The following is a 25,665-nucleotide window of genomic DNA, read 5'->3' on the forward strand; positions in this document are numbered from 1 at the left end:
CCGGCTTGCGGCTAGCGGTTGTTCTCGTTATAAGTCTCGACACTTTTCGTGACAAGCCGCTTTGCCGACCATGAGCCAAACTGAATCGCTAGACCAAGATCCCGTATTCCAGCTCAAGGGCAGCATGCTCGCCATTACTGTGCTGGAACTGGCCCGTAACGACCTTGACGCCCTGGACCGCCAGCTCGCCGCCAAGGTCGCCCTGGCGCCGAATTTCTTCAACAATGCGCCGCTGGTGCTGGCCCTGGATAAATTGCCGGCCGGCCAGGGCGCGGTTGACCTGCCCGGGCTGATGCGCGTTTGCCGCCAACATGGCCTGCGCACCCTGGCCATCCGTGCCAACCGTATTGAAGACATCGCGGCGGCCATCGCTATTGAATTGCCAGTATTGCCACCGTCCGGTGCCCGCGAGCGTGTGCTCGACCCGGTAGAAGCTGAAGTGAAGAAAAAACCGGAAAAACCGGCAGAGCCGACGGTCAAGCCTACAAGGATCATCACCTCTCCCGTACGCGGTGGGCAGCAGATTTACGCCCAGGGCGGCGACCTGGTGGTGGTCGCTCCGGTCAGTCCCGGCGCGGAACTTCTCGCCGATGGCAACATCCATGTATACGGCCCAATGCGCGGTCGGGCACTGGCTGGGGTCAAGGGCGATACCAAGGCACGGATTTTCTGCCAGCAATTGAGCGCTGAGCTGGTGTCGATCGCCGGCCAGTACAAGGTTTCGGAAGATTTGCGCCGTGATCCGCTGTGGGGGGCCGGGGTACAAGTCAGCCTGTCGGGCGATGTGTTGAACATCATCCGTCTTTAACGGATACTGCCGCATTTTCCAAGCATCTCTGGACTCTGATAGCACAGCGAAACCGGCAAGACTTGTGTAGGAATAATTGAAAGCTGGCGTTTCCCTTACGGGAGGCACATCTTTTTCCTACGAAGGCTGTCCGCCTGCAGCGAGTTTCAAGAGATGTTTTTCAGGGACTGAGAGGTCCTTTTTCCTTAGGGGTGAAACACCTTGGCCAAGATTCTCGTGGTTACATCCGGCAAGGGTGGTGTGGGTAAGACCACCACCAGCGCCGCTATCGGTACCGGTCTCGCTCTGCGCGGCCACAAGACAGTCATCGTCGACTTCGACGTCGGTTTGCGTAACCTCGACCTGATCATGGGCTGCGAACGCCGCGTGGTGTATGACTTCGTCAACGTGGTCAACGGCGAAGCCAACCTGCAACAGGCCCTGATCAAGGACAAGCGCCTTGAGAACCTGTATGTACTGGCCGCCAGCCAGACCCGCGACAAAGACGCGCTGACCAAAGAAGGCGTGGAAAAAGTCCTGATGGAACTCAAGGAAACCTTTGAGTACGTGGTCTGCGACTCCCCGGCTGGTATCGAGACCGGTGCTCACCTGGCGATGTATTTCGCCGATGAAGCCATCGTCGTGACCAACCCGGAAGTGTCCTCGGTACGTGACTCGGACCGTATGCTGGGCCTGCTGGCCAGCAAATCCCGGCGCGCCGAGAAGGGCGAAGACCCGATCAAGGAACACCTGCTGCTGACCCGCTACAACCCTGACCGTGTCAGCAAGGGCGAAATGCTCGGCGTTGAAGACGTCAAGGAAATCCTGGCCGTGGCTCTGCTGGGTGTGATCCCGGAATCCCAGGCGGTGCTGAAAGCATCCAACCAGGGCGTACCGGTCATCCTCGACGACCAAAGCGACGCCGGCCAGGCGTACAGCGATGCCGTTGACCGCCTGTTGGGAAAAACCGTGGAACACCGCTTCCTCGATGTCGCGAAGAAGGGATTCTTCGAGCGCCTGTTTGGAGGCAACTAAACAATGAAATTTCTCGACTTCTTTCGCGCCAACAAAAAGCCAAGCACCGCATCGGTAGCGAAAGAGCGTCTACAGATCATCGTGGCGCACGAACGCGGCCAACGCAGCACGCCGGACTACCTGCCAGCCTTGCAGAAGGAACTGGTCGAGGTGATCCGCAAGTACGTCAATATCGGCAACGATGACGTGCATGTCGCCCTGGAAAACGACGGCAGCTGCTCGATTCTGGAACTCAATATCACCCTGCCTGATCGTTGATCGAACAGGCGGTCGCCACGGCGGCTCCGTCACCTTGATCCCCTTTGGGGAACCAGGTGGCCGAGCCGCCGTTGGCGTTTGTTACGAGGCTGTTTAATGCCGTTGTCCAATATCCATATCCTTCACCAGGATGACGCTGTCCTGGTGGTGAACAAGCCTACCCTGCTGCTGTCGGTGCCAGGTCGCGCCGACGACAACAAGGACTGCCTGATCACTCGCCTGCAGGAAAACGGTTACCCAGAGGCGCGTATCGTCCATCGCCTGGACTGGGAAACGTCGGGGATCATCCTGCTGGCCAGGGATGCCGACACCCACCGCGAACTGTCCCGCCAGTTTCACGACCGCGAAACAGAAAAGGCCTACACCGCCTTGTGCTGGGGCCAGCCGGAACTGGACAGCGGCAGCATCGACCTGCCGCTGCGCTATGACCCGCCGACCAAGCCGCGGCATGTGGTGGACCATGAGTTCGGCAAGCATGCGCTGACCTTCTGGAAAGTCCTGGAGCGTTGCGGGGATTGGTGCCGGGTCGAGCTGACGCCGATTACCGGGCGTTCGCACCAACTGCGGGTACACATGCTGTCCATCGGGCACCCGCTGCTCGGTGATGGCCTGTATGCCCATGAACAGGCCCTGGCCGCCTGGCCGCGCCTGTGCCTGCACGCGAGCATGTTGAGCTTTACCCACCCGCAAAGCGGCGAGCGCCTGCGCTTCGAGTGCCCTGCGCCTTTTTGAAGTGGTAACCCGATCCTCTGTGGGAGCTGGCGTGCCTGCTCCCACAGAGGTCTTGTGTTGCACTTAAGAAAGTAGCTTCAAGCCAAATCCTGAGCCAATACGGTAAACTCCGCGCATTGCTGTCTGGAGCTACTTATGCGCGAAGCGTTGAATCAAGGCCTGATCGACTTCCTCAAGGCCTCTCCCACTCCCTTTCATGCCACTGCGGCCCTCGCCCAGCGCCTGGAAGCTGCCGGTTTCCAGCGCCTCGACGAGCGCGAAACGTGGACCACCGAGGCCAACGGTCGCTACTACGTGACCCGCAACGACTCCTCGATCATCGCCTTCAAGATGGGCCGCCAGTCGCCCCTGCACGACGGCATCCGCCTGGTCGGCGCCCATACCGACAGCCCGTGCCTGCGGGTCAAGCCGCAACCTGAACTGCAACGCCAGGGCTTCTGGCAGTTGGGTGTGGAAGTCTATGGCGGCGCGCTGCTGGCACCGTGGTTCGACCGCGACCTTTCCCTCGCCGGCCGCGTGACGTTCCGGCGTGACGGCAAGGTCGAAAGCCAGTTGATCGACTTCAAACTGCCGATTGCCATCATCCCCAACCTGGCCATCCACCTGAACCGTGAAGCCAACCAGGGCTGGGCGATCAATGCCCAGACCGAGCTGCCGCCGATCCTCGCGCAGTTTGCCGGTGATGAGCGCGTGGACTTCCGCGCCGTGCTCACCGACCAACTGGCCCGCGAACATGGGCTGAACGCTGATGTGGTGCTCGACTACGAGTTGAGCTTCTACGACACCCAGGGCGCAGCGGTGATTGGCCTGCATGGCGACTTTATCGCCGGCGCCCGCCTGGACAACCTGCTGTCGTGCTATGCCGGCCTGCAAGCCCTGCTCACCAGCGAGACCGACGAAACCTGCGTGCTGGTGTGTACCGACCACGAAGAAGTCGGCTCCTGCTCGGCCTGCGGTGCCGACGGCCCGATGCTGGAACAGACCCTGCGTCGCCTGCTGCCTGAAGGTGATGAGTTCGTACGGGCGATTCAGAAGTCGCTGTTGGTGTCTGCCGACAATGCCCACGGCATCCACCCCAACTATGCCGACAAGCATGACGCCAACCATGGCCCGAAACTCAATGCCGGCCCGGTAATCAAGGTCAACAGCAACCAGCGCTACGCCACCAACAGCGAAACCGCCGGGTTCTTCCGCCACCTGTGCATGGCTGAAGAAGTGCCGGTGCAGAGCTTCGTGGTGCGCAGTGACATGGGCTGTGGCTCGACCATCGGCCCGATCACAGCCAGCCACCTGGGCGTGCGCACCGTGGATATCGGCTTGCCGACATTCGCCATGCACTCGATCCGCGAGTTGTGCGGCAGCCACGATTTGGCGCACCTGGTAAAGGTGCTGAGTGCGTTTTACGCAAGTCGCGACCTGCCCTGAAAGGGGCGGCGCTTGCCCTAATGCCGATCAGTTAAGCGAACGCAATACTCAAAGCAGCGAAGATCAAATGTGGGAGCGGGCTTGCTCGCGAAGACGTCCGCCCAGCAAACATTGATATTGACTGACCCACCGCTTTCGCGAGCAAGCCCGCTCCCACCGGGGATCTGCGCTTAACTGAACGGCATTAGGGCTTGCCCGCGATGGCGATTCCCAGCGCACTGCGGCGCTATCTGACACACATCAAGGCACCCCGCGCCAATCCCGCCTAGACTGACACTCATCCCTCAACGACAAGGCCGTCCCCACCATGATCCCGATGTCCGCCTTCCACGCCATGCTCATCCCCATCCTCACGGGCATGATCCTGCTGGCCGTTGGCTTCAACTTCCGCGAAAAAAACCTCGGTGTATTTGGCATGTGGATCGGCATGCTGCTGATCCTCGCCACCATCGTCTACCGGATCCTGGCGAAACTGGCCGAATAATAAATGCACTCGCATTGGGCATAGCGCCCTCGTACACTCGGGCGATCCATCGTATTCAAGGTTGACCGCCTCGTGCTTGCCCGTCTGTTTGCTCTGCCACACTGCCTGCTCCTTTGCCTGCTGATCCTGTTGCCCATCGCCCCTGCCCAGGCGGTCGGCCTGCCCGGCATGCTGGGCAGCACCACCAAAGCCCAGCCACAGGCCGACGTGCCGCTGGGGCAGTCTTTGGACGAGGTGATCAAGACCCTGGAAAACGACCAGCAGCGCACCAAGCTGCTGGCCGACCTGAAAAAGCTGCGCGAAGCCACGAAAAAAGCCCAGCCGGCTGCCGAGCAAGGGGTGCTGAGCCTGATCGGCGGCACCCTGGCCAGCCTGGAGCAACAGCTGTCCGGCGCCGACAGCCCACTCAATCGCTGGTCCGTCGAATTCGCCCAGGCCAGGACCGAGCTGGGCGCGCTGATGCTGCCCGCCAGCGAATGGCTGCCGATTATCTTTGGCTTTGCCGTGGTGCTGATGCTCTGGAGCCTGCTCGCGGCCGCGCTGATCTGGCTCAGCCATCGGGTGCGCCTGCGCTTTGGCCTCAGTGAAGAATTGCCGCAACACCCCAAGACCTGGGACATGCTGCGCTTTGCCCTGCGCAAGCTCGGCCCCTGGCTGATTGCCCTGGTGATCACCGTCTACCTCAGCTACGCCCTGCCCTCGTCCCTGGGCAAATCCCTGGCGATGGTGCTGGCGTACGCGCTGGTGGTCGGCACGTGTTTTTCAGCGATCTGCGTCATCGCCTTTTCCGTGCTCGACGGCCCGCACCGTCACCGGGCGCTGTATATCCTGCGCCACCAGGCGTTTCGCCCGCTGTGGCTGATCGGCAGCTTCGCCGCTTTCGGCGAGGCCTTGAGTGATCCGCGCCTGACCGAAGCCCTGGGTACGCACCTGGCCCACAGCGCCGCGACCGTCGCCAATGTCCTCGCGGCACTGTCCACCGGCGTGTTTATCCTGCGTTTCCGCCGGCCCATCGCCCACCTGATCCGCAACCAGCCACTGTCCCGGCGCCTGACCCGCCGCGCATTGAGCGATACGATCGAGATCGTCGGCACCTTCTGGTACCTGCCCGCGCTGCTGCTGGTGGGCATTTCGCTGTTTGCCACCTTCGTGTCCGCCGGCGATACCAGCACCGCCTTGCGCCAGTCATTGCTGTGCACGGTGTTGCTGGTGCTGTGCATGGTGATCAACGGCCTGGTGCGCCGCCACGCCCTCAAGCCCCAGCGCGGGCACAAGCGCCATGCGCTGTATTCCGAGCGCCTGAAAAGCTTTGTCTACACCCTGGCCCATCTGATGGTGTGGCTGGTGTTTATCGAACTCGGCCTGCGGGTCTGGGGCTGGTCGCTGATCCGCTTTACCGAAGGCGACGGACATGAAATCAGCGTCAAGCTGTTCGGCCTTGCCGGTACCCTGCTGTTCGCCTGGCTGATCTGGATCCTCAGCGACACCGCGATCCACCACGCCCTCACCCGCTCGCGCAAAGGCCTGGCTAATGCGCGGGCGCAGACCATGATGCCGTTGATCCGCAACGTGCTGTTCGTGACCATCTTCATCATCGCCGCCATTGTCGCCCTGGCGAACATGGGCATGAACGTCACGCCCCTGCTGGCCGGTGCCGGTGTGATCGGCCTGGCCATCGGTTTTGGTGCGCAGTCACTGGTGGCGGACTTGATCACCGGCCTGTTCATCATCATCGAAGACTCCCTGGCCATTGATGACTATGTGGATGTCGGCGGCCACCTTGGCACCGTCGAGGGCCTGACCATCCGTACCGTGCGCCTGCGCGATATCGACGGCATCGTCCACACCATCCCGTTCAGCGAGATCAAGAGCATCAAGAACTACTCGCGGGAATTCGGCTACGCGATTTTCCGCGTAGCGGTGCCAGCCAGCATGGACATCGACACCGCGATCAAGCTGATGCGCGACGTCGGCCAGAAAATGCGCGCCGACCCGCTGCAACGCCGCAATATCTGGTCGCCCCTGGAGTTCCAGGGTGTGGAAAGCTTCGAGTCCGGCAACGCCATCCTGCGTGCGCGCTTCAAGACCGCGCCGATCAAGCAGTGGGAAGTGTCGCGGGCGTTCAACCTGTCGCTCAAGCGCCACCTGGATGAGGCCGGGATGGACCTGGCGATGCCGCGCTTGAGCGTGCAAGTGGTGACGGCGGCGAGTGGGCCGCAGGAAGCTCAGGTCACATCCACCCCGACATGAATCGCATCATGGCGCCAGAACTCCAGATCGCAGTCGATCAGGCGCTGATGCTGATCGTAATTGACCCGGGCGATCCGCAGCCCGGGGCTGCCCGCCGAGACTTTCAAGGCGGCTGCCGCTTCTACCTGTAGAGAAGTCGGCACAATCTCAAAGCGCACGCGCCCGTAGTGCAGGTCGTACTTGCGGGCGTACAACTCAGTCATCGACTCGTTCAGGTCACACGCCAGGATCCCCGGAAAATACTGGGGGTTGAGGTAGTGCTCCACATACAGCACCAGCCGCCCATCAATACGCCGCCGCCGGCAGATCTGGATCACGCTGGACAGTGCCGGCAGTTGCAGCCACGCGCAGACCGCGGCCGAAGCCGGTTGCAGGCGTGCCGAGATGACTTCGGTAGAAGGCACTCGCCCCTGGGCGCTGACCATGGCGTGGAAGTGGCTGCGCTGCATCAGGTTGTAGGCCAACCGGGGCGGCGAGACAAACCAGCCACGGCGCTCCTCGCGGTAGATCTGGCCCTGGGCCTCCAGTTGCAGCAAGGCCTCGCGCACCGTAATGCGGGTGGTACTAAACAACTCACTGAGTTTGCGCTCGGCGGGCAGTTTGCTCGTCGGGCTCAACAAACCGTGGCTGATCTGCTCTTGCAGCGCCAGGCCAATGGCTGTCACCGCTTTGGTTGCCTCATCACGCATCAACGTTACCTATCTGGACTAGGCCAGCACTGTTTGGGTGCGCCAAATGCCCCTGAAATGAGCGGCGGCTGTTGCGTGCCAGCCTAGGCATCACACATGACCGACAGATGACAGCGCCTCGTGACACTGCCCCACACGCCCTGCAATACATCGGCCAAGTCCAAGAATTACGGGGGCCTGGCCTTGGTCTACGCTTACCCGGCAAGTACCTGCCCAGGCGCTTTAAAAACGACACCGACATAAAACTGTCATCCATCGCGCCTAAATTGGCTCGTGTATTGCTGACCTAGACCAAACCCACCGCGCCATCAAAAAATCGCAGCGTTGAAAACGCCCAAAGGAGCTTCGGATGAAACAGCTTTTCCTGGCATCACTGTTAGGCTCGACCATTGCCATGTGCACCGCCGCCATGGCCGCTGACACCGATTTGAAAACCCTGGAAGCTGCCGCCAAGGCAGAAGGCGCTGTGAACAGCGTCGGCATGCCCGATAACTGGGCCAACTGGAAAGGCACCTGGGAAGACCTGGCGGCCAAGTACGGCCTCAAGCACATGGACACCGATATGAGCTCGGCCCAGGAAATCGCCAAGTTCGCCGCAGAAAAAGACAATGCCAGCGCCGATATCGGCGACGTGGGCGCAGCCTTCGGACCGATTGCGGTCAAGCAGGGCGTGACCCAACCCTACAAGCCAAGCACCTGGGAACAGATCCCGGATTGGGCCAAGGACAAGGACGGCAACTGGGCCCTGGCCTACACCGGCACCATTGCGTTTATCGTCAACAAAAAGCTGTTGCACGGCTCCGAAGTGCCGACCAAGTGGTCTGACCTGAAAACCGGCAAATACAAGGTTTCGATTGGTGACGTGAGCACCGCCGCCCAGGCCGCCAACGGTGTACTGGCCGCCGCCCTGGCCACCGGTGGTGACGAGAAAAACATCCAGCCGGCGCTGCTGATGTTTGCCGAAATCGCCAAGCAGGGCCGTATCTCCCTGGCCAACCCGACCATCGCCACCATGGAAAAGGGCGAAGTGGAAGTGGGCGTGGTCTGGGACTTCAACGGCCTGAGCTACAAGGCCAAGATGGCCAACCCGGATGACTACGTGGTGCTGATCCCCTCGGATGGCTCGGTGATTTCCGGCTACACCACCATCATCAACAAATACGCCAAGCACCCCAACGCGGCCAAGCTGACCCGCGAATACATCTTCAGTGATGCCGGGCAAATCAACCTGGCCAAGGGCAATGCGCGGCCGATCCGTGCCGAACACCTGACCCTGCCACCTGAAGTGAAAGCCAAGCTGCTGCCTGACGAGCAATACAAAGGCGTGACTCCGATCAAGGACGCCGATGCCTGGGAGAAGACCTCCAAGGCGCTGCCGCAGAAGTGGCAGGAAGAAGTCATCATCAACATGCAATAAGCCCTGGGTGGGAGCTGCCTTGCCGGCGATAGCGGTACGACATTCAGCACGTGTATCGGCTGATGCACCGTTATCGCAGGCAAGCCAGCTCCCACAGTTGATCCGGTTCCAGAAGATCCACCGAATCAAGCCCAATTTGTCGCGGAGCCCCTGCCCCTATGAAGCACAACGTCATCCTTGTGGTGCTCGACGGTCTCAATTACGAGGTCGCCCGGCATGCCATGGGGCATCTCCAGGCCTACGTCGGCGCCGGGCGCGCAGCGCTGTACAAGCTGGAATGCGAATTGCCCGCCCTCTCACGCCCGCTGTACGAATGCATCCTGACCGGCGTAACGCCGATCGACAGTGGCATTGTCCACAACAACGTTTCGCGCCTGTCCAACCAGCGCAGCATTTTCCATTACGCCACCGACGCCGGCTTGACCACTGCGGCGGCGGCCTACCATTGGGTCAGCGAGCTGTATAACCGCTCGCCGTTTATCGCCGCCCGCGACCGGCATACCGACGACCCGGCGCTGGCAATCCAGCACGGGCACTTCTACTGGAGCGATCATTACCCCGACGCTCACCTGTTTGCCGATGCCGAGAGCCTGCGCCTCAAGCACGCGCCGAACTTTTTGCTGGTACACCCGATGAACATCGACGACGCCGGCCACAGGCACGGCCTCGACACCGCGCAATACCGTAACAGCGCCCGCTCGGCGGACATCATCCTCGCCGACTACCTGCAAAGCTGGCTCGACACCGGCTACCAGGTGCTGGTCACCGCCGACCACGGCATGAACAACGACCGCTCCCACAACGGCCTGCTGCCGGAAGAGCGCGAAGTGCCGCTGTTTGTGTTCGGTGATGCCTTCAGCCTCGAGCCCGAGGCCCAACCCAGGCAAACCGATATCTGCGGCACCGTCTGCGCCCTGCTTGGCGTTGCCCACGACAAACCTGTCTGCCAGGAGCTGTTGAAGTGAGTTCAGTGATCCGTGGTAAGTGGCTGGCCGCCTTGTGCCTGGTGCCTTTCGCCCTGTTTTTCATCGTGTTCCAGATCGCGCCGCTGTTCTGGGTGATGGTCAACAGCCTGCAATCGGAAGAGTTCGGCTGGGGCCTGGCCAACTTCAGCAAGATCTTCAGCTCGAAGTTCTACTTGCAGGCGATCCAGTACAGCCTGGAACTGAGTTTCTACTCCAGCGTCTTCGGCATCATCATTGCCGTGCTCGGCAGTTACTCATTGCGCAAGGTGGATTCGCCGCTGCGCAACTTCGTCACCGCCTTCGCCAACATGACCAGCAACTTCTCCGGCGTGCCCCTGGCCTTTGCCTTCATCATCCTGCTGGGGTTCAACGGCAGCATCACCATCATGCTCAAGCAGGCCGGGATCATTCAGGACTTCAACCTGTACTCCAAGACCGGCCTGATCATCCTGTACACCTATTTCCAGATCCCCCTGGGCGTGTTGCTGCTGTACCCGGCCTTCGATGCTCTGCGTGAAGACTGGCGCGAGTCCGCAGCACTCCTGGGCGCCAATGGCTGGCAGTACTGGCGGCATATCGGCCTGCCGGTGCTGACGCCGGCGCTGCTGGGCACCTTCGTGATCCTGGTGGCCAATGCCCTGGGCGCCTATGCCACGGTGTATGCGTTGACCACCGGCAACTTCAACGTGCTGCCGATCCGCATTGCGGCGATGGTTTCCGGCGATATTTCCCTGGACCCGAACATGGCCAGCGCCCTGGCCGTCATCCTGGTGGCGCTGATGACCGTGGTCACCGTGGTCCATCAACTGTTGCTCAAGAGGAGCTACCATGTCTCGCGCTGAAGCCAGCCCCGTCGCCCTCTATCATCGCGTGGTGGTGTACCTGCTGTTCGCGATCCTGGTGCTGCCGCTGATTGGCACCCTGGTGTACTCCCTTGCCAGCAGTTGGTCGGCCACCATCCTGCCCGCCGGTTTTACCTTTGAATGGTATGTACAGCTGTGGAGCGACCCGCGCTTTTTGCATGCCTTTGGCCAATCGCTGCTGGTGTGTGTCGGCGCACTGATCCTGTCGGTGGTGCTGATCCTGCCGCTGCTGTTCGTGGTGCACTACCACTTCCCCAGGCTCGACGCGCTGATGAATATCCTGATCCTGCTGCCTTTCGCGGTGCCACCGGTGGTGTCCTCGGTGGGCCTGTTACAGCTGTATGGCTCGGGGCCGCTGGCGATGGTCGGCACACCGTGGATCCTGATTGGCTGCTACTTCACCGTGGCACTGCCGTTCATGTACCGCGCGATCACCAACAACCTGCAGGCGATCAACCTGCGTGACCTGATGGACGCCGCCCAACTGCTCGGCGCCAGCACCTGGCAGGCGGCGATCCTGGTGGTGCTGCCGAACCTGCGCAAGGGCTTGATGGTGGCGTTGCTGCTGTCGTTCTCGTTCCTGTTCGGCGAGTTTGTGTTCGCCAACATCCTTGTCGGCACGCGCTACGAGACCTTGCAGGTGTACCTCAACAACATGCGTAACAGCAGCGGCCACTTCACCAGCGCCGTGGTCATCTCCTATTTCCTTTTCGTGCTGCTGCTCACCTGGGCCGCCAACTTCTTGAACAAGGACAAAAGCCAATGAGCTTCGTCAGCGTCCAGCACCTGCAAAAAAGCTACGCCGCCACCCCGGTGTTCAGTGATATCAACTGCCAGATCGCCAAGGGCGAATTCGTCACCCTGCTTGGCCCGTCCGGTTGCGGCAAATCCACGCTGCTGCGCTGCATCGCCGGGCTGACGCCGGTGGACAGTGGGCAGATCCTCCTGGACGGCCAGGATATCGTGCCGCTGAGCCCGCAGAAGCGCCATATCGGCATGGTGTTCCAGAGCTACGCGCTGTTCCCCAACATGACCGTGGAACAGAACGTCGCCTTCGGCCTGCGTATGCAGAAGGTCAACGCCGATGACAGCCACCAGCGGGTGCAGGAAGTGCTGCAACTGGTCGAGCTCAAGGACCTGGCCGGGCGCTATCCGCACCAGATGTCCGGGGGCCAGTGCCAGCGCGTCGCCCTCGCCCGCTCCCTGGTCACCCGCCCGCGCCTGCTGCTGCTCGATGAGCCGCTGTCGGCACTGGATGCGCGGATTCGCAAACACCTGCGCGAGCAGATCCGTCAGATCCAGCGCGAACTGGGGCTGACCACGATTTTTGTGACCCATGACCAGGAAGAAGCCCTGGTCATGTCCGACCGCATCTTCCTGATGAACCAGGGCAAGATCGTACAAAGCGGCGACGCTGAAACCCTGTACACCGCCCCCGTGGACGCCTTCGCCGCCGGTTTTATCGGCAACTACAACCTGCTGGACGCCGAGCAGGCCAGCAAGCTATTGCAGCGTCCGGTCAGCAGCCGTATTGCGATCCGTCCCGAGTCCATCGAACTGAACCGCAACGGTGAGCTGGACGCTCTGGTGCGCAGCCACAGCCTGCTGGGTAATGTGATTCGCTATCGCGTCGAAGCCCGGGGCGTTGAATTGGTGGTGGACGTACTCAACCGCTCGGCCCAGGATCTTCACCCAGACGGGCAACGCCTGGCACTTTCCATCGATCCCAGCGCACTGTGTGAGGTAGCCTGAGGATGCAGTGTTTATTGAGGAAGCATGACTGATGGCTTTGGTAATTTTTGATCTGGACGACACCCTGATCCACGGCGACTGCGCCACCTTGTGGAGCGAACAAATGGGCCGCCTGGGCTGGGTGGACCCCGATTCGTTCATGCGCAAGAACAACGAACTGATGGCCGCCTACAGCCGCGGCGAGCTGGCCATGGAAGAGTTCATGGACTTCAGCCTGGAACCGATGATCGGGCGCACCCCGGAAGAAGTCGCGCACCTGGTCGAGCCGTGGGTGGAAGATATTATCGAGCCGCTGATCTACAGCGACGCCACCAAGACCATCGCCCGCCACCGGCAGAACGGGGACCGGATCCTGGTGATCTCGGCCTCGGGCACGCACCTGGTCACGCCGATTGCCGCACGCATTGGCATTGATGAAGTACTGGGGATTGAACTGGACGTGGCCCACGGGGTGTACAGCGGCAAGACCGTGGGTGTACTGACGTACCGTGAAGGCAAGGTCGCCCGCTTGACGCAATGGCTGGAGCAGGAAGGTGAAAGCCTGGAGGGTGCGTATTTCTATTCGGATTCGCGCAATGACTTGCCGCTGTTGAGCAAGGTCGATTTCCCGCAGGTGGTGAACCCGGACCCGGTACTGCAGGCCCACGCCGAACAGGCCGGATGGCCGATCCACCAGTGGACCTGAAGGCCCATTTTTGGCATTGAAACCCAATCAAATATGGGAGCAAATGTGGGAGCTGGCTTGCCTGCGATAGCGGTATATCAAGTTAAGGTCTGTTACTGACACACCGCTATCGCAAGCAGCCCCGCTCCCACCCTGGGCTGCATTTCAACCCTGGACTGGCCTCAAGCCAGGCTCTCGTCGATCACCAGCACCAGCTTCCCGGAAATCTGGTTGGTCGCCAGCTCCGCAAACGCTGCTTCCGCGTCCTTGATCGGGAAGGTCTTGGCCAACTGCGGGCTCAGCCGCCCTTCGCCAAACAACGGCCACACCTGCTGGCCCAGATCGCTCAACAGATCCGCTTTGAATTGATCATCACGGCTGCGCAAGGTCGAGCCCAGCACCTGCACGCGCTTGGCCAGCACCTGCGCCAGGTCCAACTGGGCCTCGCGCCCGCCCATCAAGCCGATCAATACCCAACGCCCATCGCGGGCCAGGAGTTTGAGGTTAATGGCCGCATAGTTGCCGCCCACCGGATCGAGAATCACGTCGAACGGGCCAAAATCCCCCAGGCTCTCGATGCCGTCGGTACGTACCACACCGCCCTGGGCGCCGAGGTCTTCGCAATAGGCCAGGCGGTCCGCCGAGCCGACGCTGACCCAGCACGGGCTGCCAAAGGCCTTGCACAGCTGGATCGCCGCCGAGCCGACGCCACTGGCACCAGCGTGCAACAGCACCTTTTCCCCGGGCTTGAGCGCCGCCAGTTGGAACAGGTTGAGCCAGGCGGTGCTGTACACCTCGGGCAGCGCAGCGGCTTCGGCCAGGGACAGACCTTCCGGCACCGGCAGCACGTGGCGCGCGTCCACCACCACTTCCTGGGCCATGCCGCCGCCCGCCAGCAGCGCACAGACCCGATCCCCCACTTGCCAGGACGAGCCGGCGCCAACCTCGCTGATTACCCCGGAACACTCCAGGCCCAGCACCTCACTGGCCCCGGGCGGTGGCGGATAGAGCCCTGCACGCTGTAATAAATCCGCCCGATTCAGGCCGGCTGCCGCCACCTGAATGCGAACTTGCCCTACATCGCACGTAGGACTCGGGGTCTCAACCCACTCCACATGACCTTCAACGCCTTGCAATGCTTTCACAGTGCCTCCATAGTGAGTCTGGACTGAGCCCGTTGCTGTAGCGCCGGGCTTTTTGCATTATGCGACCGGCCCAAATGGAACCGGCGACTTCAAAGACGGCCTAATATGCGTTATCAATTGCCCCCGCGTCGAATCAGCATGAAGCATTTGTTCCCCAGTACCGCCCTCGCTCTTTTCATTGGTCTCGGCCTGTTGCCGCTGTCGACCAATACGTTCGCAGCCAACAGCTGGGACAAACTTCAGCCTGATCGCGATGAGGTGATTGCCAGCCTTAACGTCGTTGAGTTGCTCAAGCGCCACCATTACAGCAAACCGCCGTTGGACGATGCGCGCTCGGTGATTATCTATGACAGCTATCTCAAGCTGCTGGATCCCTCGCGCAGCTACTTCCTGGCCAGCGATGTGGCCGAGTTCGACAAATGGAAGACCCAGTTCGACGACTTCCTCAAGAGCGGCGACCTGCAACCTGGCTTCACCATCTATAAGCGTTACCTGGACCGTGTCAAAGCGCGTCTGGACTTCGCTCTGGGTGAGTTGAACAAAGGCGTCGACAAGCTCGACTTCACCCAGAAGGAAACCCTGCTGGTGGATCGCAAGGAGGCCCCATGGCTGACCAGCACCGCCGCCCTGGATGACCTGTGGCGCAAGCGCGTCAAAGATGAAGTCCTGCGCCTGAAGATCGCCGGCAAAGAGCCCAAGGCGATCCAGGAGCTGCTGACCAAGCGCTACAAGAATCAATTGAGCCGCCTGGACCAGACCCGCGCCGAGGATATCTTCCAGGCGTATATCAACACCTTCGCGATGTCCTACGATCCGCACACCAATTATCTGTCGCCAGATAACGCGGAAAATTTTGATATCAACATGAGTCTGTCCCTTGAAGGCATCGGGGCCGTGCTGCAGAGCGACAACGATCAGGTGAAGATCGTGCGCCTGGTGCCGGCAGGCCCTGCGGACAAGACCAAGCAGGTCGCCCCGGCCGACAAGATCATCGGCGTGGCCCAGGCTGACAAAGAGATGGTCGACGTGGTCGGCTGGCGCCTGGACGAAGTAGTTAAGCTGATCCGCGGGCCCAAGGGCAGCGTGGTGCGCCTGGAAGTGATTCCCCACACCAATGCACCGAATGACCAGACCAGCAAGATCGTGTCGATCACCCGCGAAGCGGTGAAGCTCGAAGACCAGGCCGTGCAGAAGAAAGTCCTCAACCTCAAGCAGGATGGCAAGGACTACAAGCTGGGCGTCATTGAGATCCCGGCGTTCTACCTGGACTTCAAGGCCTTCCGTGCCGGCGATCCGGACTACAAGAGCACCACCCGCGATGTGAAAAAAATCCTCACCGAGCTGACCAAAGAGAAGGTTGACGGCGTGGTCATCGACCTGCGCAACAACGGCGGCGGCTCGTTGCAGGAAGCCACCGAGCTGACCAGCCTGTTCATCGACAAGGGCCCGACCGTGTTGGTGCGCAACGCTGACGGCCGCGTGGATGTACTGGAAGACGAAAACCCGGGGGCCTTCTACAAGGGCCCGCTGGCACTGCTGGTCAACCGTCTCTCGGCCTCGGCCTCGGAGATTTTTGCCGGCGCGATGCAGGACTACCACCGCGCGCTGATCATCGGTGGCCAGACCTTCGGCAAAGGCACGGTGCAGACAATCCAGCCGCTTAACCATGGCGAACTGAAGCTGACCCTGGCCAAGTTCTACCGGGTTTCCGGCCAGAGCACCCAGCACCAGGGCGTACTGCCGGACATTGATTTCCCGTCGCTCATCGACACCAAGGAAATCGGCGAAAGCGCCCTGCCTGAAGCCATGCCGTGGGACACCATCCGCCCGGCTATCAAGCCGGCGTCCGATCCCTTCAAGCCGTACCTGGCCCAGCTCAAGGCCGAACATGACCTGCGCTCCGCCAAGGATGCCGAGTTTGTGTTTATCCGCGACAAGCTGGCCCTGGCCAAGAAGCTGATGGCCGAGAAGACCGTCAGCCTCAATGAAGTGGACCGTCGCGCGCAGCACACCGCGATCGAGAACCAGCAACTGGCCCTGGAAAACATCCGTCGCAAGGCCAAGGGTGAAGATCCGCTCAAGGAGCTGAAGAAAGAAGACGAAGACGCGCTGCCGACCGAACCTGAAAAGACCAAGCCGGAAGACGACGCCTACCTGAGTGAGACCGGGCGGATTCTGCTGGACTACCTGAAAACCAGTAAGGCAGTCGCCAAGCAGTAGATGATGGCAATTTAATGTCTCCGCTCCACTGAGCGTCATCAAACAGACATCATTCTGTCGTGAAATGAAGGACCGGGTGCCCCAGGCACCCGGTCCTTTTTTTTCGACCGAGATCATCATGACCATGACCGAACAGCTGCATGCCCTGGGCTCCATCCTGGCTCAAGGCAGTCTGCACAGTCTGTTCCAACCGATTATCAGCCTCAGCGAACGCCGTATCCTTGGCTACGAAGCCCTGAGCCGCGGCCCGTCCAACAGCCCGCTGCACTCGCCCCTTGCGTTGTTTTGCGTGGCGCGCCAGGCCGGACGCCTGAATGAACTGGAGATAGCCTGCAGGCAAAGTGCCTGCAAGCGCTTCAGCGAGCAGGCGCTGCCAGGCAAGCTGTTTCTCAACGTCTCGCCCGAGTCCCTGCTGGAAACCACCCATCAACCGGGGCGCACCCTGCAGATGCTGCGCGAGTACGGAATCGCGCCCAGCCAGATCGTGATCGAACTCACGGAGCAAGCGCCGACCGACGACTTCCAACTGCTGCAGACCGCCCTGCACCACTACCGCGACATGGGTTTTTCGATTGCCCTGGATGACTTGGGCGCCGGTTACTCCAGCCTGCGCCTGTGGTCTGAGTTACGCCCGGACTACGTGAAAATCGACCGGCACTTTATCGACGGCATTCATCAGGATGCGCTCAAGCGCGAGTTCGTCGGCTCGATCCTACAGATCGCCAAGGCCTCCCGCGCACAGGTGATTGCCGAAGGCATCGAGTTGCCGGAGGAACTGGCGGTGCTCACGGAAATGGGCGTGGACCTGATCCAGGGCTACCTGCTGTGCCGTCCCCAGGAACATCCGCCGATCGAAGCAAGGTTGATGCTGGCCAAGCCTGACAGCACCAGCGTCTCGCTCAATGAAGACGCCAGTGACCTCAGCGCCCTGCTCAACGAGCAACCGGCCGTGGCCCAGGACACCGCCACAGCAAAAGTCCTGGAAGCGTTTCGCAGCCAGGCCAATCTCAACTCCCTGGCGGTCCTGGATGGGCGCGGCCAGCCCATCGGCATCGTGCATCGGCACTCGTTGTCCGACGTCCTGCTCAAGCCATTTGCCACCGACCTGTTTGCGCGCAAGCCGATCAGCCGCCTGATGAGCGACGACTTCCTGGCCGTGGAGTTGAGCCAGTCGTTGCAACAGGTCAGCCGCCTGCTGACCAGCCGCGCGCGGCAGCGCATCGAAGAAGATTTCATCATCACCCAGAACGGCAACTACCTGGGCCTGGGACGAGTGATCGACGTGCTCAAGCTGATTACCGAACTGAAAATCCAGCAGGCGCGCTACGCCAACCCACTGACCCTGCTACCGGGCAACGTGCCGATCCAGCAGTGCCTGACGCGACTGTTGCAGCAGCAGCGCGAATCGGTGATTTGCTATGTGGATATCGACAGTTTCAAGCCGTTCAATGACATCTACGGCTATGGCCGAGGCGATGAGGTATTGCTGTGCCTGGCACAGTGCCTGAACGACCGGGTGGACCCCAGCCGCGATTTTGTCGGGCATATCGGCGGCGATGATTTTCTCCTGGTACTGGGTGCCCAGGACTGGCGCAAGCGTCTCAACCAATTGGTGGACGATTTCCAGACCCAATGCCGGCGCTTCTACCGCAGCGAGCATTTGGACGCGGGCTGTTTTATCGCCCTGAATCGCCAGGGGGTGCGCCAGGAGTTTGCCTTGCTGTCGCTGTCCATTGGCGTGGTGCACCTGCATCCGCTGAGCTGTGGATATCTGGATGCCAGCCAGTTGGCGGAACTGGCCTCGCAGGCCAAGCATCACGCCAAGAACGTGGCCGGCTACAGCATCCACGTCCTCGACAGCCGCGAACTTCTGTAAGGCCGGCCCTTACAACTGCTCCAGGCGTATCTGCGCCAGCGGATGCCCGGCCTTGGCGGCAATGGTCCACCAGCGTGCGGCTTCGGCCGGGTCTGGGGCCTTGCCCAGGCTGCCCGCCAGGCTCAACACCCCCACCTGATAAGCGGCCTTGCCATCACCGGCCTGGCCCGCCAGGCGCAGCAAGCGCACGCCCTCTTCCCGCGCGCCAAGCCCTTGGCCGCGAAAGGTCAGGATATGCCCATAGAAACTTTGGGCCTCGACATTACCCAGGTTGGCCATGCGCGCAAACTGACCCTCCAGCCAGTGCCAGCCACGGGGCTGACGCACAAACCATGACCAATGAAACAACCTGCGGGCCAACCAATAGCTGGCGTACGCTTTAAGCTTCCAGAACACTCAGGCCTCCGCTGACTCAGGATATTCGTACTCGAACACACGCACCACTTCCGAGGCATGCCACGACGCCGCAGCAACGCCATCGGACGGTCCGCAAAAGCGCCCGAGGCGCTCGACACATTCAAAAAAACCGGTGCGCGGCAAGCGGCTGGCGCCCTGGCTGATCACCAGTGAACTGCGCAGCGGTTGATCAGCCTTGGCATCCAGAGCCGCCAGGTGCTCCAGGGCGGCGGTCAGGGTTTGCATGGCTGGCGTGGGGAATTGCAGACGCTCCAGCAACGCACGGTAGGTCAAAAGATGTCGCTGGCGACGGGCCTGATCGAGTTCATTGAGCAACCCATCCCAATGTTGACGACTGATGCGCACACTCACACTTCATCCCTCCAACCCGCAATCCCCAACTCCCAGGCCAGGCTGCGACGAATCGCAGCATCCGGCTGGCGCTCACCACTTTCAATCAACCCCAGGTAGGACGGGCTGATGCCCACGGTGCGGGCCAAGGTCTCGATGGCCAGGCCTTTGGCTTCGCGCAGGCTGCGCAATTGTGCCAGGGGACGCAGGTCCTGCTCGGTAGCGACGGGAGGGGTCTGTGCGGAAGAAGTGGCGGGTTGCGGCACACCGGCGGCTTTTAGCAGCGCCTGGTACTGAGCCCATGGCAGAACCGCGTATTCGGGTTCGCCATCCCGTGAAATGATTTGTATATCCATGACTGCCCCGTAGGATCACAACACTTACGAAGTAAGTACTTTCCTTAGGAGTGTAATCCTAACAGCCCCAAAGAGCGCAGGGGGATAATCCGCGCCTTCAGTTTTTTTTCGGGTTTTCCTGCTCCAGAAGCTGCGGCGTTGCGGGCAGACGCTCCACCACCACCAGCTTCTCCGGGCGCTGGCGTTCACGCCAGGCGCGGAAGGCACTCAACTCGCCGTCCAGGCTCTTCATGACCCAGGCCAGTACCGCAATGTCATCGAGCATGCCGAACATGGGCAAGAAGTCCGGGATCGCATCAATCGGGCTGAGGAAGTACATCAGCCCCGCCACCACCGAGATCAGCGCCTTGGGGCTAATAGCCCGGTACTCGCCACGCCAGTAGGCCAGGCACAGCGCCTGAAGCAGCTTCAGGTCGTCCTTGAGCTTACCCAGGCGATTGCCCTGGCTTGAGCCTTTGGCAGCCACAGCGAACAACAGGGTGGGCAGGCGCCCACGCCCGATCAGGCGGGCGGCCAACGGTAGGAAGCGGGTGAAATTCCAGGGTGCTTTCATCGTCACTCCAGTTCCAGGCAAGAGAAAAGGTTATCCACACAACTTGTGGATAACCTTGTGAACAGAGCCCATTTTCGCGGCTGAAAGCCACGTAATACAAGGCCCTGAGTCAGATCGGGCGTTTTTTGCGCACATAAAAAAAACCCAAGAATTCATTGACTTGAAGCGCGCCTGCGGCTAGCCGTGCCGAGGTATTGCATCAGACTGCTCTAAGTCGCAGGTGTTCGTTTTGATTTGCCCCACGGTCAACTGTGGGAGCTATCGAGCCCCAGCGAGGCTGCGATGGCGGCGGCATGGCCAACAGGAGTGTTGCCTGCACCGCTATCGCAGCCTCGCCAGCGCTCGACAGCTTCCATACGGATTGGATCAAGCCCCACACCAGAAACAACAACGCCCCGTAAAACGGGGCGTTGGGTGTTTTGCAGCGGCTTACTTGGCAGCCGGTGCCTCAGGCGCATCGGCCTTGGCCGGGTCCTTGATTGCCAGCAGCTCCAGGTCGAAGACCAGTACGGAGTTGGCTGGAATTGCCGGGCTCGGGCTCTGGGCGCCATAGGCCAGGTCGGACGGGATGTACAACTCGACCTTCTCACCCACGTGCATCAGTTGCAGGCCTTCGACCCAACCCGGGATCACGCCGCTGACCGGCAGGTCAATCGGGCTACCGCGATCCACGGAGCTGTCAAAGGTGGTGCCGTTGGTCAGCTTGCCGGTGTAGTGAACAGTCACTACGTCGGTTGGCTTGGGCTGGGCGCCTTCGGCTTTCTTCACGATCTTGTACTGCAGACCGGAAGCGGTGGTGACTACACCGTCTTTCTTGGCATTTTCTTCGAGGTATTTCTTGCCGGCAGCTGCCGACTCTTCACTCATCTTGGTCATGCGTTCTTCAGCACGCTTCTGCAGTGCGGAAAACGCTTCCACCAGTTCTTCGTCTTTCAGCTTCTGTTCTTTCTTGCCGACGGCATCTTCGATGCCTTGGGCCACGGCCTTGGAGTCCAGGTCGTCCATACCTTCCTGAGCCAGGCTTTTGCCCATGTTCAGGCCGATACCGTAGGAAGCTTTCTGCGCCGGGGTTTTCAGCTCTACGCTGGTTTGCGAATCACAACCCGCAAGTACCAGGCTAACCAGGGCCACCGCCGCCGCCAACCGATGCTGTTTCATGCTATTTCCTTGTTCATGCGCCAAAAGGGCATTCGAATAAAGTCGCGAGCTTATCAGGCGGCCACGACCAATGGCTACCGGCATGTGAGCAGGAAACTTCTGATAAGTTCACGTGTTTAAAAGCATTTTCATCTGCCCCAAAGCCCGGCGAAGGACAGCAGGCAAGCCGAAAACCGCCGCAACAGACCGATCATGGCTACTTGCCGCCTGCTACGCTCGGTGGCATAAGGACGCAACAACTCGACAAGGATAGTTATCTTGCGCATTTTTTCCCGTGTTTTACTCCTGATCCTGTCATTTATGGGACTGGCCCTGGCCGTGGTCCTCTATTACGTGGTCAACCCCAAGCTGCCGGATTACGTGCCGGTGCAGCAGGTGCACTACCAGGACCAATGGACCGCCACCGACCGCCAGGTCTACTACTTCACGCCCCAGGGCACCCAGGTCAAGGGCCTGCGCTATAACTGGTTCACCGCGCTGGAGCTGCCGTTTTCCCAGCAGCGTTTTGCCGAACCGGCCAACCTGGCGCGTTTCGGTTTCCTCGTGGACCCGCGACAACAGGCCACAGCCCAGAACCCTGGCAACCTGCCCGTCGGCTTCGCCCGGCACAAGAATGCCGGCAGCGACGACGAGTTTCTCGATATCACTTGTGCCGCCTGCCACACCGGCGAATTGCACTTCAATGGCCAGGCCCTGCGCATCGACGGCGGCGCTGCACAGCATGTGCTGCCCTCCAGCGTGCCGACCCTGCGCGGTGGCAGCTTCGGCCAGGCGTTGGTGGCCAGTCTCGCCTCCACCTATTACAACCCGCTGAAGTTCAGGCGCTTCGCCCACAGCGTGCTGGGGGATCAATACGACGCCCAGTACGATCAGTTGCGCCAGGACTTCAAAAAGTCCCTGGACAACTTCCTCAAGGTGGCCTGGAACGATACCCACCGTGGTCTCTACCCCACCGAAGAAGGCCCGGGGCGCACCGATGCGTTCGGCCGCATCGCCAACGCGAGCTTTGGTGATGCGATTTCGCCGGACAACTACCGCATCGCCAACGCGCCGGTGGACTACCCGCAACTGTGGGACATGTGGACCTTCGACTGGGTGCAATGGAACGGCTCGGCCCAGCAACCCATGGCGCGCAATATCGGCGAAGCCTTGGGCGTAGGCGCGACCCTGGCGTTCTTCGACAACGCCGGCCAGCCGCTCAAGGGCGATGCACGCTACCCTTCCAGCGTACGCGTGCGTGACCTGAACCGCATCGAAGAAACCCTGCAACGGCTCAAGCCGCCGACCTGGCCTGAAGCGCTGTTCGGCACCATCGACAAACCCCTGGCCGCCCGTGGCCGCGCGCTGTTCGCAGAGAACTGCGCAGCTTGCCATGTGCCCAGCGTGAGCGAAGTCAACGGGCGCCCGGTGCAGCAGTTGAAGATGCTGCCAGTGGACTACATCGGCACCGACCCAGGCACCGCCAGCAACATTGCCGACCAGCGCTACGACCTCAGCGCCCTGCAATGGGACCCGGCCGAACTGGCGCAGTTGAATGTGGAGTTGCACCCGACGCCGACCGAACCGCTGGACTTGCGCAGCCTGTCCGTGGCCAAGGGCCTGGCCTATGTCACGGCGTTTGTCGAAGAGCACGCCTACCGCGCCGCCGGCATCACCCCGGCCGAACGCCCGCGCCTGGACGGCTACGGCCTGCCTATCGGCGTGCGCGAACTGCGCGCCTACAAGGCCCGCCCCCTGGCTGGCGTGTGGGCCACGCCGCCGTTCCTGCACAATGGTTCGGTGCCGACGATCTACCAGTTGCTTTCGCCCCAGTACGAGCGCAGCCGCACCTTCTATAAAGGCACCTTCGATTACAACCCGCGTCACCTGGGTTATCGCACCGAAGCCTTTAAAAATGCGTTCCTGTTCGATACCCGCATCACCGGCAACCACAACAGCGGCCACGAATTCCGCGCCGGCAAGCGTGGCAATGGGGTAATTGGCCGGGGCCTGGAGCCTGAGGAGCGCTGGGCGCTGCTGGAATACCTCAAAGTACTGGGCGGCCCCCTGGAGCAACAACTGCCATGACTTCCCCATTTCGATACAAGGACCGTTCCATGCTCGCTCGACTGTGGCTGCGCCTCGGCGCGTTTCTCGGCAAGACACTGTTATGGCTGGTGGGCCTGGGCTTGCTCGGCTGGTTGCTGGCGACCCTGTGGTTTGCCTGGCACCACCGCGGCCCGGTGTCGGCCGATGAACAGATTCCACCCGGCGAAGCCGCCATGACCCAAGGCATCATTCAGACGGCCGTGCGTATCGTCGACCAGCACCGCGAAGGCACCCGCTACCTGCGTGATGCCCATGCCAAGGCCCATGGCTGCGTGAAGGCCGAAGTCAGTGTGCTGCCTGGTCTCGACCCGGCGCTGCGCCAGGGCGTGTTCGCCGAGCCGGGCAAGACCTGGCAGGCGATGATGCGCCTGTCCAACGGCAACGCTTATCCACAGTTCGACAGCATCCGCGACGCCCGCGGCATGGCGATCAAACTGCTGGACGTGCCGGGCAAGCAACTGCTGGCCGATCAGCAGGCGCGCACCGAGCAGGACTTTGTGATGTTCAGCCACCCCAACTTCTTTGTCAGCGACGTGGCGGAATACGCGCAGAACGTCGGGGCCCAGGCCGATGGCAAGAAGGCCATGGCGTTTTTCCCCAGCCTCGACCCGCGCAGTTGGCAGGTGCGCCATCTGTTCATCGCCCTGGCGACGTTGGCGCCAGCGCCCGCCAGCCCGACCGAGGCGACATACTTTTCGGTATCGCCCTACAAATTTGGCACGGCCAACGCCAAGTTCCGCGTCGCCCCGGACCCGCAAAGCTGCCCGGAATACAACCTGCCCAAGCAGAACCAGGACTTGCCGAACTTCTTGCGCAGCGCCTTGAGCCAGCAGTTGTCCACCGACCGGGTCGACGCGTGTTTTGTGTTGCAGATCCAGCGCCAGAACCCACAGAAATACATGCCCATCGAAGACACCAGCATCGAATGGAAAGAAAGCGACGCGCCCTACGAGAGCGTGGCAAAAATCCGCATTCCGGCGCAGGACTTTGATACCCCAGCCTTGAACCTGGCCTGCGACAACCAGTCGTTCAACCCCTGGTTTGGTGTGGAAGAGCACCGGCCGATTGGGGGGATCAATCGGCTGCGCAAGGCGGTGTATGAAGCGGTGAGTGATTATCGGCATAGCCGCAACGCCCCGTGAACAACGCCGGCGCTGACGTCAGCAAGAACGCCTCACCGCGTCATCGTTAACGATCATCGCGGGCAAGCCCGCTCCCACAGAAAAGCCCCTGCGGCGTTGTATCGGACGCCGTCAGCAACCATTGCTGAAAACTACGCGCTGCCGAAGGCGGGTTGCGATGCTGTGGTTGCATCAGTTGCAGGCGGCCACGGCTGTGCATGTGGTGCGCCAAGGCCAGTTGCAGGCGACCGGCAGCCAGCTCGCCTTCGAGCAAGCGCTTCCAGCCCAGGGCCACGCCATGCCCCATCACCGCCGACTGCATCAGCAACTGATAGCTGTTGGTGCGCAAAGCGTGCCGGGGCGTGTGGTATTGCGCGCCGATATCGGCGAACCAGTCGGTCCAGGTCAACCAATCGTGATAGTGGTCCTCGACGATCAACAAGGTGTGGCTGTGCAACAGGTGTTGGGCGTCGCGTATCGCGCCATGACGCTCAATGTAGGCCGGGCTGCACACGGCGATGACCTGCTCGCTGGCAAACACCGGGGTCAGTTCCAGGCCAAGGGGCGCCGGCAGTTCGTCGAGGTGATAGAACAGGCCCAGGTCATATTCGCTGACATCCAGGTGGCTCGGGCTTTCACTGCACAGAATGCGGATATCCAGGTCCGGGTGCGCATGCTGGAACGCCGGCAGCAGCGCGGCGAGCCAGATCGAGCTGATGGTCGGCGTGCTGGCCAGGGTCAGTTGGCGATCGGCACCACGTCGGCGCAGCTCCGCCGACTCACGGTCGAGCTCGCGCAGCAGGCGCTGGATGGTGCGAAAGTAACGCACCCCGGCCGGGGTCAGGCTCAGCCCCAACGCCAACCGATAAAACAGCGGCCGTGCCAGGTCCTCTTCGAGGCGCTTGATCTGCCGGCTCACCGCGCTTTGGGTCAGGTTCAGTTCGTGGGCCGCCTGGGTAAAGCTCAGATGACGGGCGGCCGCTTCAAACGTCTGCAAACAATTGAGCGGTGGAAGGTCGACATTTCGGCGCGACATGCAGGGATCCGTGGCTGATCAGATGAGCAGGCATCCTGCCATTT

The 25,665-nt window shown here is 61.3% G+C and carries 25 protein-coding genes; 17 read left to right on the forward strand and 8 right to left on the reverse strand.

Annotated elements, in window-relative coordinates; genetic code table 11:
* Positions 1-70 precede the first annotated feature (70 nt).
* The 7 genes from minC (at position 71) to JFT44_RS08590 (ending at position 6,971) form a co-directional block, all read left to right on the forward strand.
* The gene (minC, locus tag JFT44_RS08560) at positions 71-808 is read left to right on the forward strand and encodes a septum site-determining protein MinC (protein ID WP_115127724.1); all 738 of its coding nucleotides are present in this window, start codon (positions 71-73) and stop codon (positions 806-808) included.
* Positions 809-1,009: 201 nt separating this feature from the next.
* Positions 1,010-1,822 (forward strand): septum site-determining protein MinD, encoded by an 813-nt coding sequence (minD, locus tag JFT44_RS08565; RefSeq protein ID WP_057440689.1) that lies wholly within the window; start codon positions 1,010-1,012, stop codon positions 1,820-1,822.
* A gap of 3 nt (positions 1,823-1,825) precedes the next feature.
* Positions 1,826-2,080, forward strand: a complete 255-nt coding sequence (gene minE, locus JFT44_RS08570; protein ID WP_003175252.1) for a cell division topological specificity factor MinE — start codon at positions 1,826-1,828, stop codon at positions 2,078-2,080.
* 96 nt (positions 2,081-2,176) lie between these two features.
* Positions 2,177-2,812, forward strand: a complete 636-nt coding sequence (locus JFT44_RS08575; RefSeq protein ID WP_057440687.1) for an RluA family pseudouridine synthase — start codon at positions 2,177-2,179, stop codon at positions 2,810-2,812.
* Between the two features lie 135 nt (positions 2,813-2,947).
* Positions 2,948-4,237 carry a M18 family aminopeptidase gene (locus tag JFT44_RS08580; RefSeq protein WP_029300406.1) on the forward strand — a complete coding sequence of 430 codons (1,290 nt, stop codon included), beginning with the start codon at positions 2,948-2,950 and terminating at the stop codon, positions 4,235-4,237.
* Between the two features lie 307 nt (positions 4,238-4,544).
* Positions 4,545-4,721 carry a hypothetical protein gene (locus JFT44_RS08585; RefSeq protein ID WP_198830552.1) on the forward strand — a complete coding sequence of 59 codons (177 nt, stop codon included), beginning with the start codon at positions 4,545-4,547 and terminating at the stop codon, positions 4,719-4,721.
* A gap of 72 nt (positions 4,722-4,793) precedes the next feature.
* Entirely contained in the window at positions 4,794-6,971 is a 2,178-nt protein-coding gene (locus JFT44_RS08590) for a mechanosensitive ion channel family protein (protein ID WP_057959033.1), read from the forward strand.
* Here JFT44_RS08590 and JFT44_RS08595 read toward each other — a convergent pair.
* Complete coding sequence (locus JFT44_RS08595; protein WP_057959032.1) at positions 6,947-7,660, reverse strand: UTRA domain-containing protein; 714 nt, start codon at positions 7,658-7,660, stop codon at positions 6,947-6,949. The two genes, JFT44_RS08590 and JFT44_RS08595, sit on opposite strands and share 25 nt — an antisense overlap.
* A gap of 349 nt (positions 7,661-8,009) precedes the next feature.
* Here JFT44_RS08595 and JFT44_RS08600 point away from each other — a divergent pair, with 349 nt between their 5' ends.
* The 6 genes from JFT44_RS08600 to JFT44_RS08625 all read left to right on the forward strand — a co-directional run bounded on the left by JFT44_RS08600 (position 8,010) and on the right by JFT44_RS08625 (position 13,342).
* Positions 8,010-9,077 carry an ABC transporter substrate-binding protein gene (locus tag JFT44_RS08600; protein ID WP_057440683.1) on the forward strand — a complete coding sequence of 356 codons (1,068 nt, stop codon included), beginning with the start codon at positions 8,010-8,012 and terminating at the stop codon, positions 9,075-9,077.
* 158 nt (positions 9,078-9,235) lie between these two features.
* Complete coding sequence (locus JFT44_RS08605; protein WP_198830553.1) at positions 9,236-10,042, forward strand: alkaline phosphatase family protein; 807 nt, start codon at positions 9,236-9,238, stop codon at positions 10,040-10,042.
* Positions 10,039-10,884, forward strand: a complete 846-nt coding sequence (locus JFT44_RS08610; protein ID WP_057959030.1) for an ABC transporter permease subunit — start codon at positions 10,039-10,041, stop codon at positions 10,882-10,884. Before JFT44_RS08605 ends, JFT44_RS08610 begins: the two co-directional genes overlap by 4 nt.
* Positions 10,871-11,671, forward strand: coding sequence for an ABC transporter permease (locus JFT44_RS08615; protein ID WP_057440678.1), 801 nt, complete (start codon positions 10,871-10,873; stop codon positions 11,669-11,671). The genes JFT44_RS08610 and JFT44_RS08615 overlap by 14 nt, the downstream gene beginning before the upstream one ends.
* A complete protein-coding gene (locus JFT44_RS08620; RefSeq protein WP_057445233.1) occupies positions 11,668-12,657 on the forward strand; it encodes an ABC transporter ATP-binding protein in 990 nt (329 codons plus the stop codon). The genes JFT44_RS08615 and JFT44_RS08620 overlap by 4 nt, the downstream gene beginning before the upstream one ends.
* A 31-nt stretch (positions 12,658-12,688) precedes the next feature.
* Positions 12,689-13,342: an HAD family phosphatase gene (locus JFT44_RS08625; protein WP_057440676.1), complete on the forward strand. Its 654-nt coding sequence runs from the start codon at positions 12,689-12,691 to the stop codon at positions 13,340-13,342.
* Between the two features lie 161 nt (positions 13,343-13,503).
* On the opposite strand, the gene JFT44_RS08630 is transcribed toward JFT44_RS08625, so the two are convergent.
* Entirely contained in the window at positions 13,504-14,466 is a 963-nt protein-coding gene (locus tag JFT44_RS08630) for a zinc-binding dehydrogenase (RefSeq protein ID WP_057959029.1), read from the reverse strand.
* A gap of 138 nt (positions 14,467-14,604) precedes the next feature.
* Between JFT44_RS08630 and JFT44_RS08635 the strand changes: the two genes are divergently transcribed.
* Together JFT44_RS08635 and JFT44_RS08640 are read left to right on the forward strand one after the other, a co-directional pair.
* Complete coding sequence (locus tag JFT44_RS08635) at positions 14,605-16,686, forward strand: carboxy terminal-processing peptidase (RefSeq protein ID WP_169960918.1); 2,082 nt, start codon at positions 14,605-14,607, stop codon at positions 16,684-16,686.
* 118 nt (positions 16,687-16,804) lie between these two features.
* The gene (locus JFT44_RS08640; RefSeq protein ID WP_057440674.1) at positions 16,805-18,562 is read left to right on the forward strand and encodes a bifunctional diguanylate cyclase/phosphodiesterase; all 1,758 of its coding nucleotides are present in this window, start codon (positions 16,805-16,807) and stop codon (positions 18,560-18,562) included.
* 9 nt (positions 18,563-18,571) lie between these two features.
* Here JFT44_RS08640 and JFT44_RS08645 read toward each other — a convergent pair whose 3' ends face one another.
* The 5 genes from JFT44_RS08645 to JFT44_RS08665 form a co-directional block, all read right to left on the reverse strand.
* Positions 18,572-18,958, reverse strand: a complete 387-nt coding sequence (locus tag JFT44_RS08645; RefSeq protein WP_057440672.1) for a tetratricopeptide repeat protein — start codon at positions 18,956-18,958, stop codon at positions 18,572-18,574.
* Positions 18,959-19,330 (reverse strand): hypothetical protein, encoded by a 372-nt coding sequence (locus JFT44_RS08650; RefSeq protein WP_057440671.1) that lies wholly within the window; start codon positions 19,328-19,330, stop codon positions 18,959-18,961.
* Positions 19,327-19,665, reverse strand: a complete 339-nt coding sequence (locus JFT44_RS08655) for a helix-turn-helix transcriptional regulator (RefSeq protein ID WP_115127719.1) — start codon at positions 19,663-19,665, stop codon at positions 19,327-19,329. Before JFT44_RS08655 ends, JFT44_RS08650 begins: the two co-directional genes overlap by 4 nt.
* A gap of 97 nt (positions 19,666-19,762) precedes the next feature.
* Positions 19,763-20,218, reverse strand: coding sequence for a YkvA family protein (locus tag JFT44_RS08660; RefSeq protein ID WP_032863275.1), 456 nt, complete (start codon positions 20,216-20,218; stop codon positions 19,763-19,765).
* Between the two features lie 429 nt (positions 20,219-20,647).
* The gene (locus tag JFT44_RS08665) at positions 20,648-21,376 is read right to left on the reverse strand and encodes an FKBP-type peptidyl-prolyl cis-trans isomerase (protein WP_057959025.1); all 729 of its coding nucleotides are present in this window, start codon (positions 21,374-21,376) and stop codon (positions 20,648-20,650) included.
* 258 nt (positions 21,377-21,634) lie between these two features.
* Between JFT44_RS08665 and JFT44_RS08670 the strand changes: the two genes are divergently transcribed.
* Together JFT44_RS08670 and JFT44_RS08675 are read left to right on the forward strand one after the other, a co-directional pair.
* Positions 21,635-23,443, forward strand: a complete 1,809-nt coding sequence (locus JFT44_RS08670) for a di-heme-cytochrome C peroxidase (protein ID WP_120732306.1) — start codon at positions 21,635-21,637, stop codon at positions 23,441-23,443.
* 29 nt (positions 23,444-23,472) lie between these two features.
* Positions 23,473-24,606, forward strand: coding sequence for a catalase family protein (locus JFT44_RS08675; protein WP_198830554.1), 1,134 nt, complete (start codon positions 23,473-23,475; stop codon positions 24,604-24,606).
* A 46-nt stretch (positions 24,607-24,652) separates the two neighbouring features.
* Here JFT44_RS08675 and JFT44_RS08680 read toward each other — a convergent pair whose 3' ends face one another.
* A complete protein-coding gene (locus JFT44_RS08680) occupies positions 24,653-25,621 on the reverse strand; it encodes a LysR substrate-binding domain-containing protein (protein ID WP_057959022.1) in 969 nt (322 codons plus the stop codon).
* Positions 25,622-25,665 lie beyond the last annotated feature (44 nt).

The sequence above is a fragment of the Pseudomonas sp. MF5691 genome (genome assembly GCF_016405645.1).
Lineage (GTDB): Bacteria > Pseudomonadota > Gammaproteobacteria > Pseudomonadales > Pseudomonadaceae > Aquipseudomonas > Aquipseudomonas shahriarae.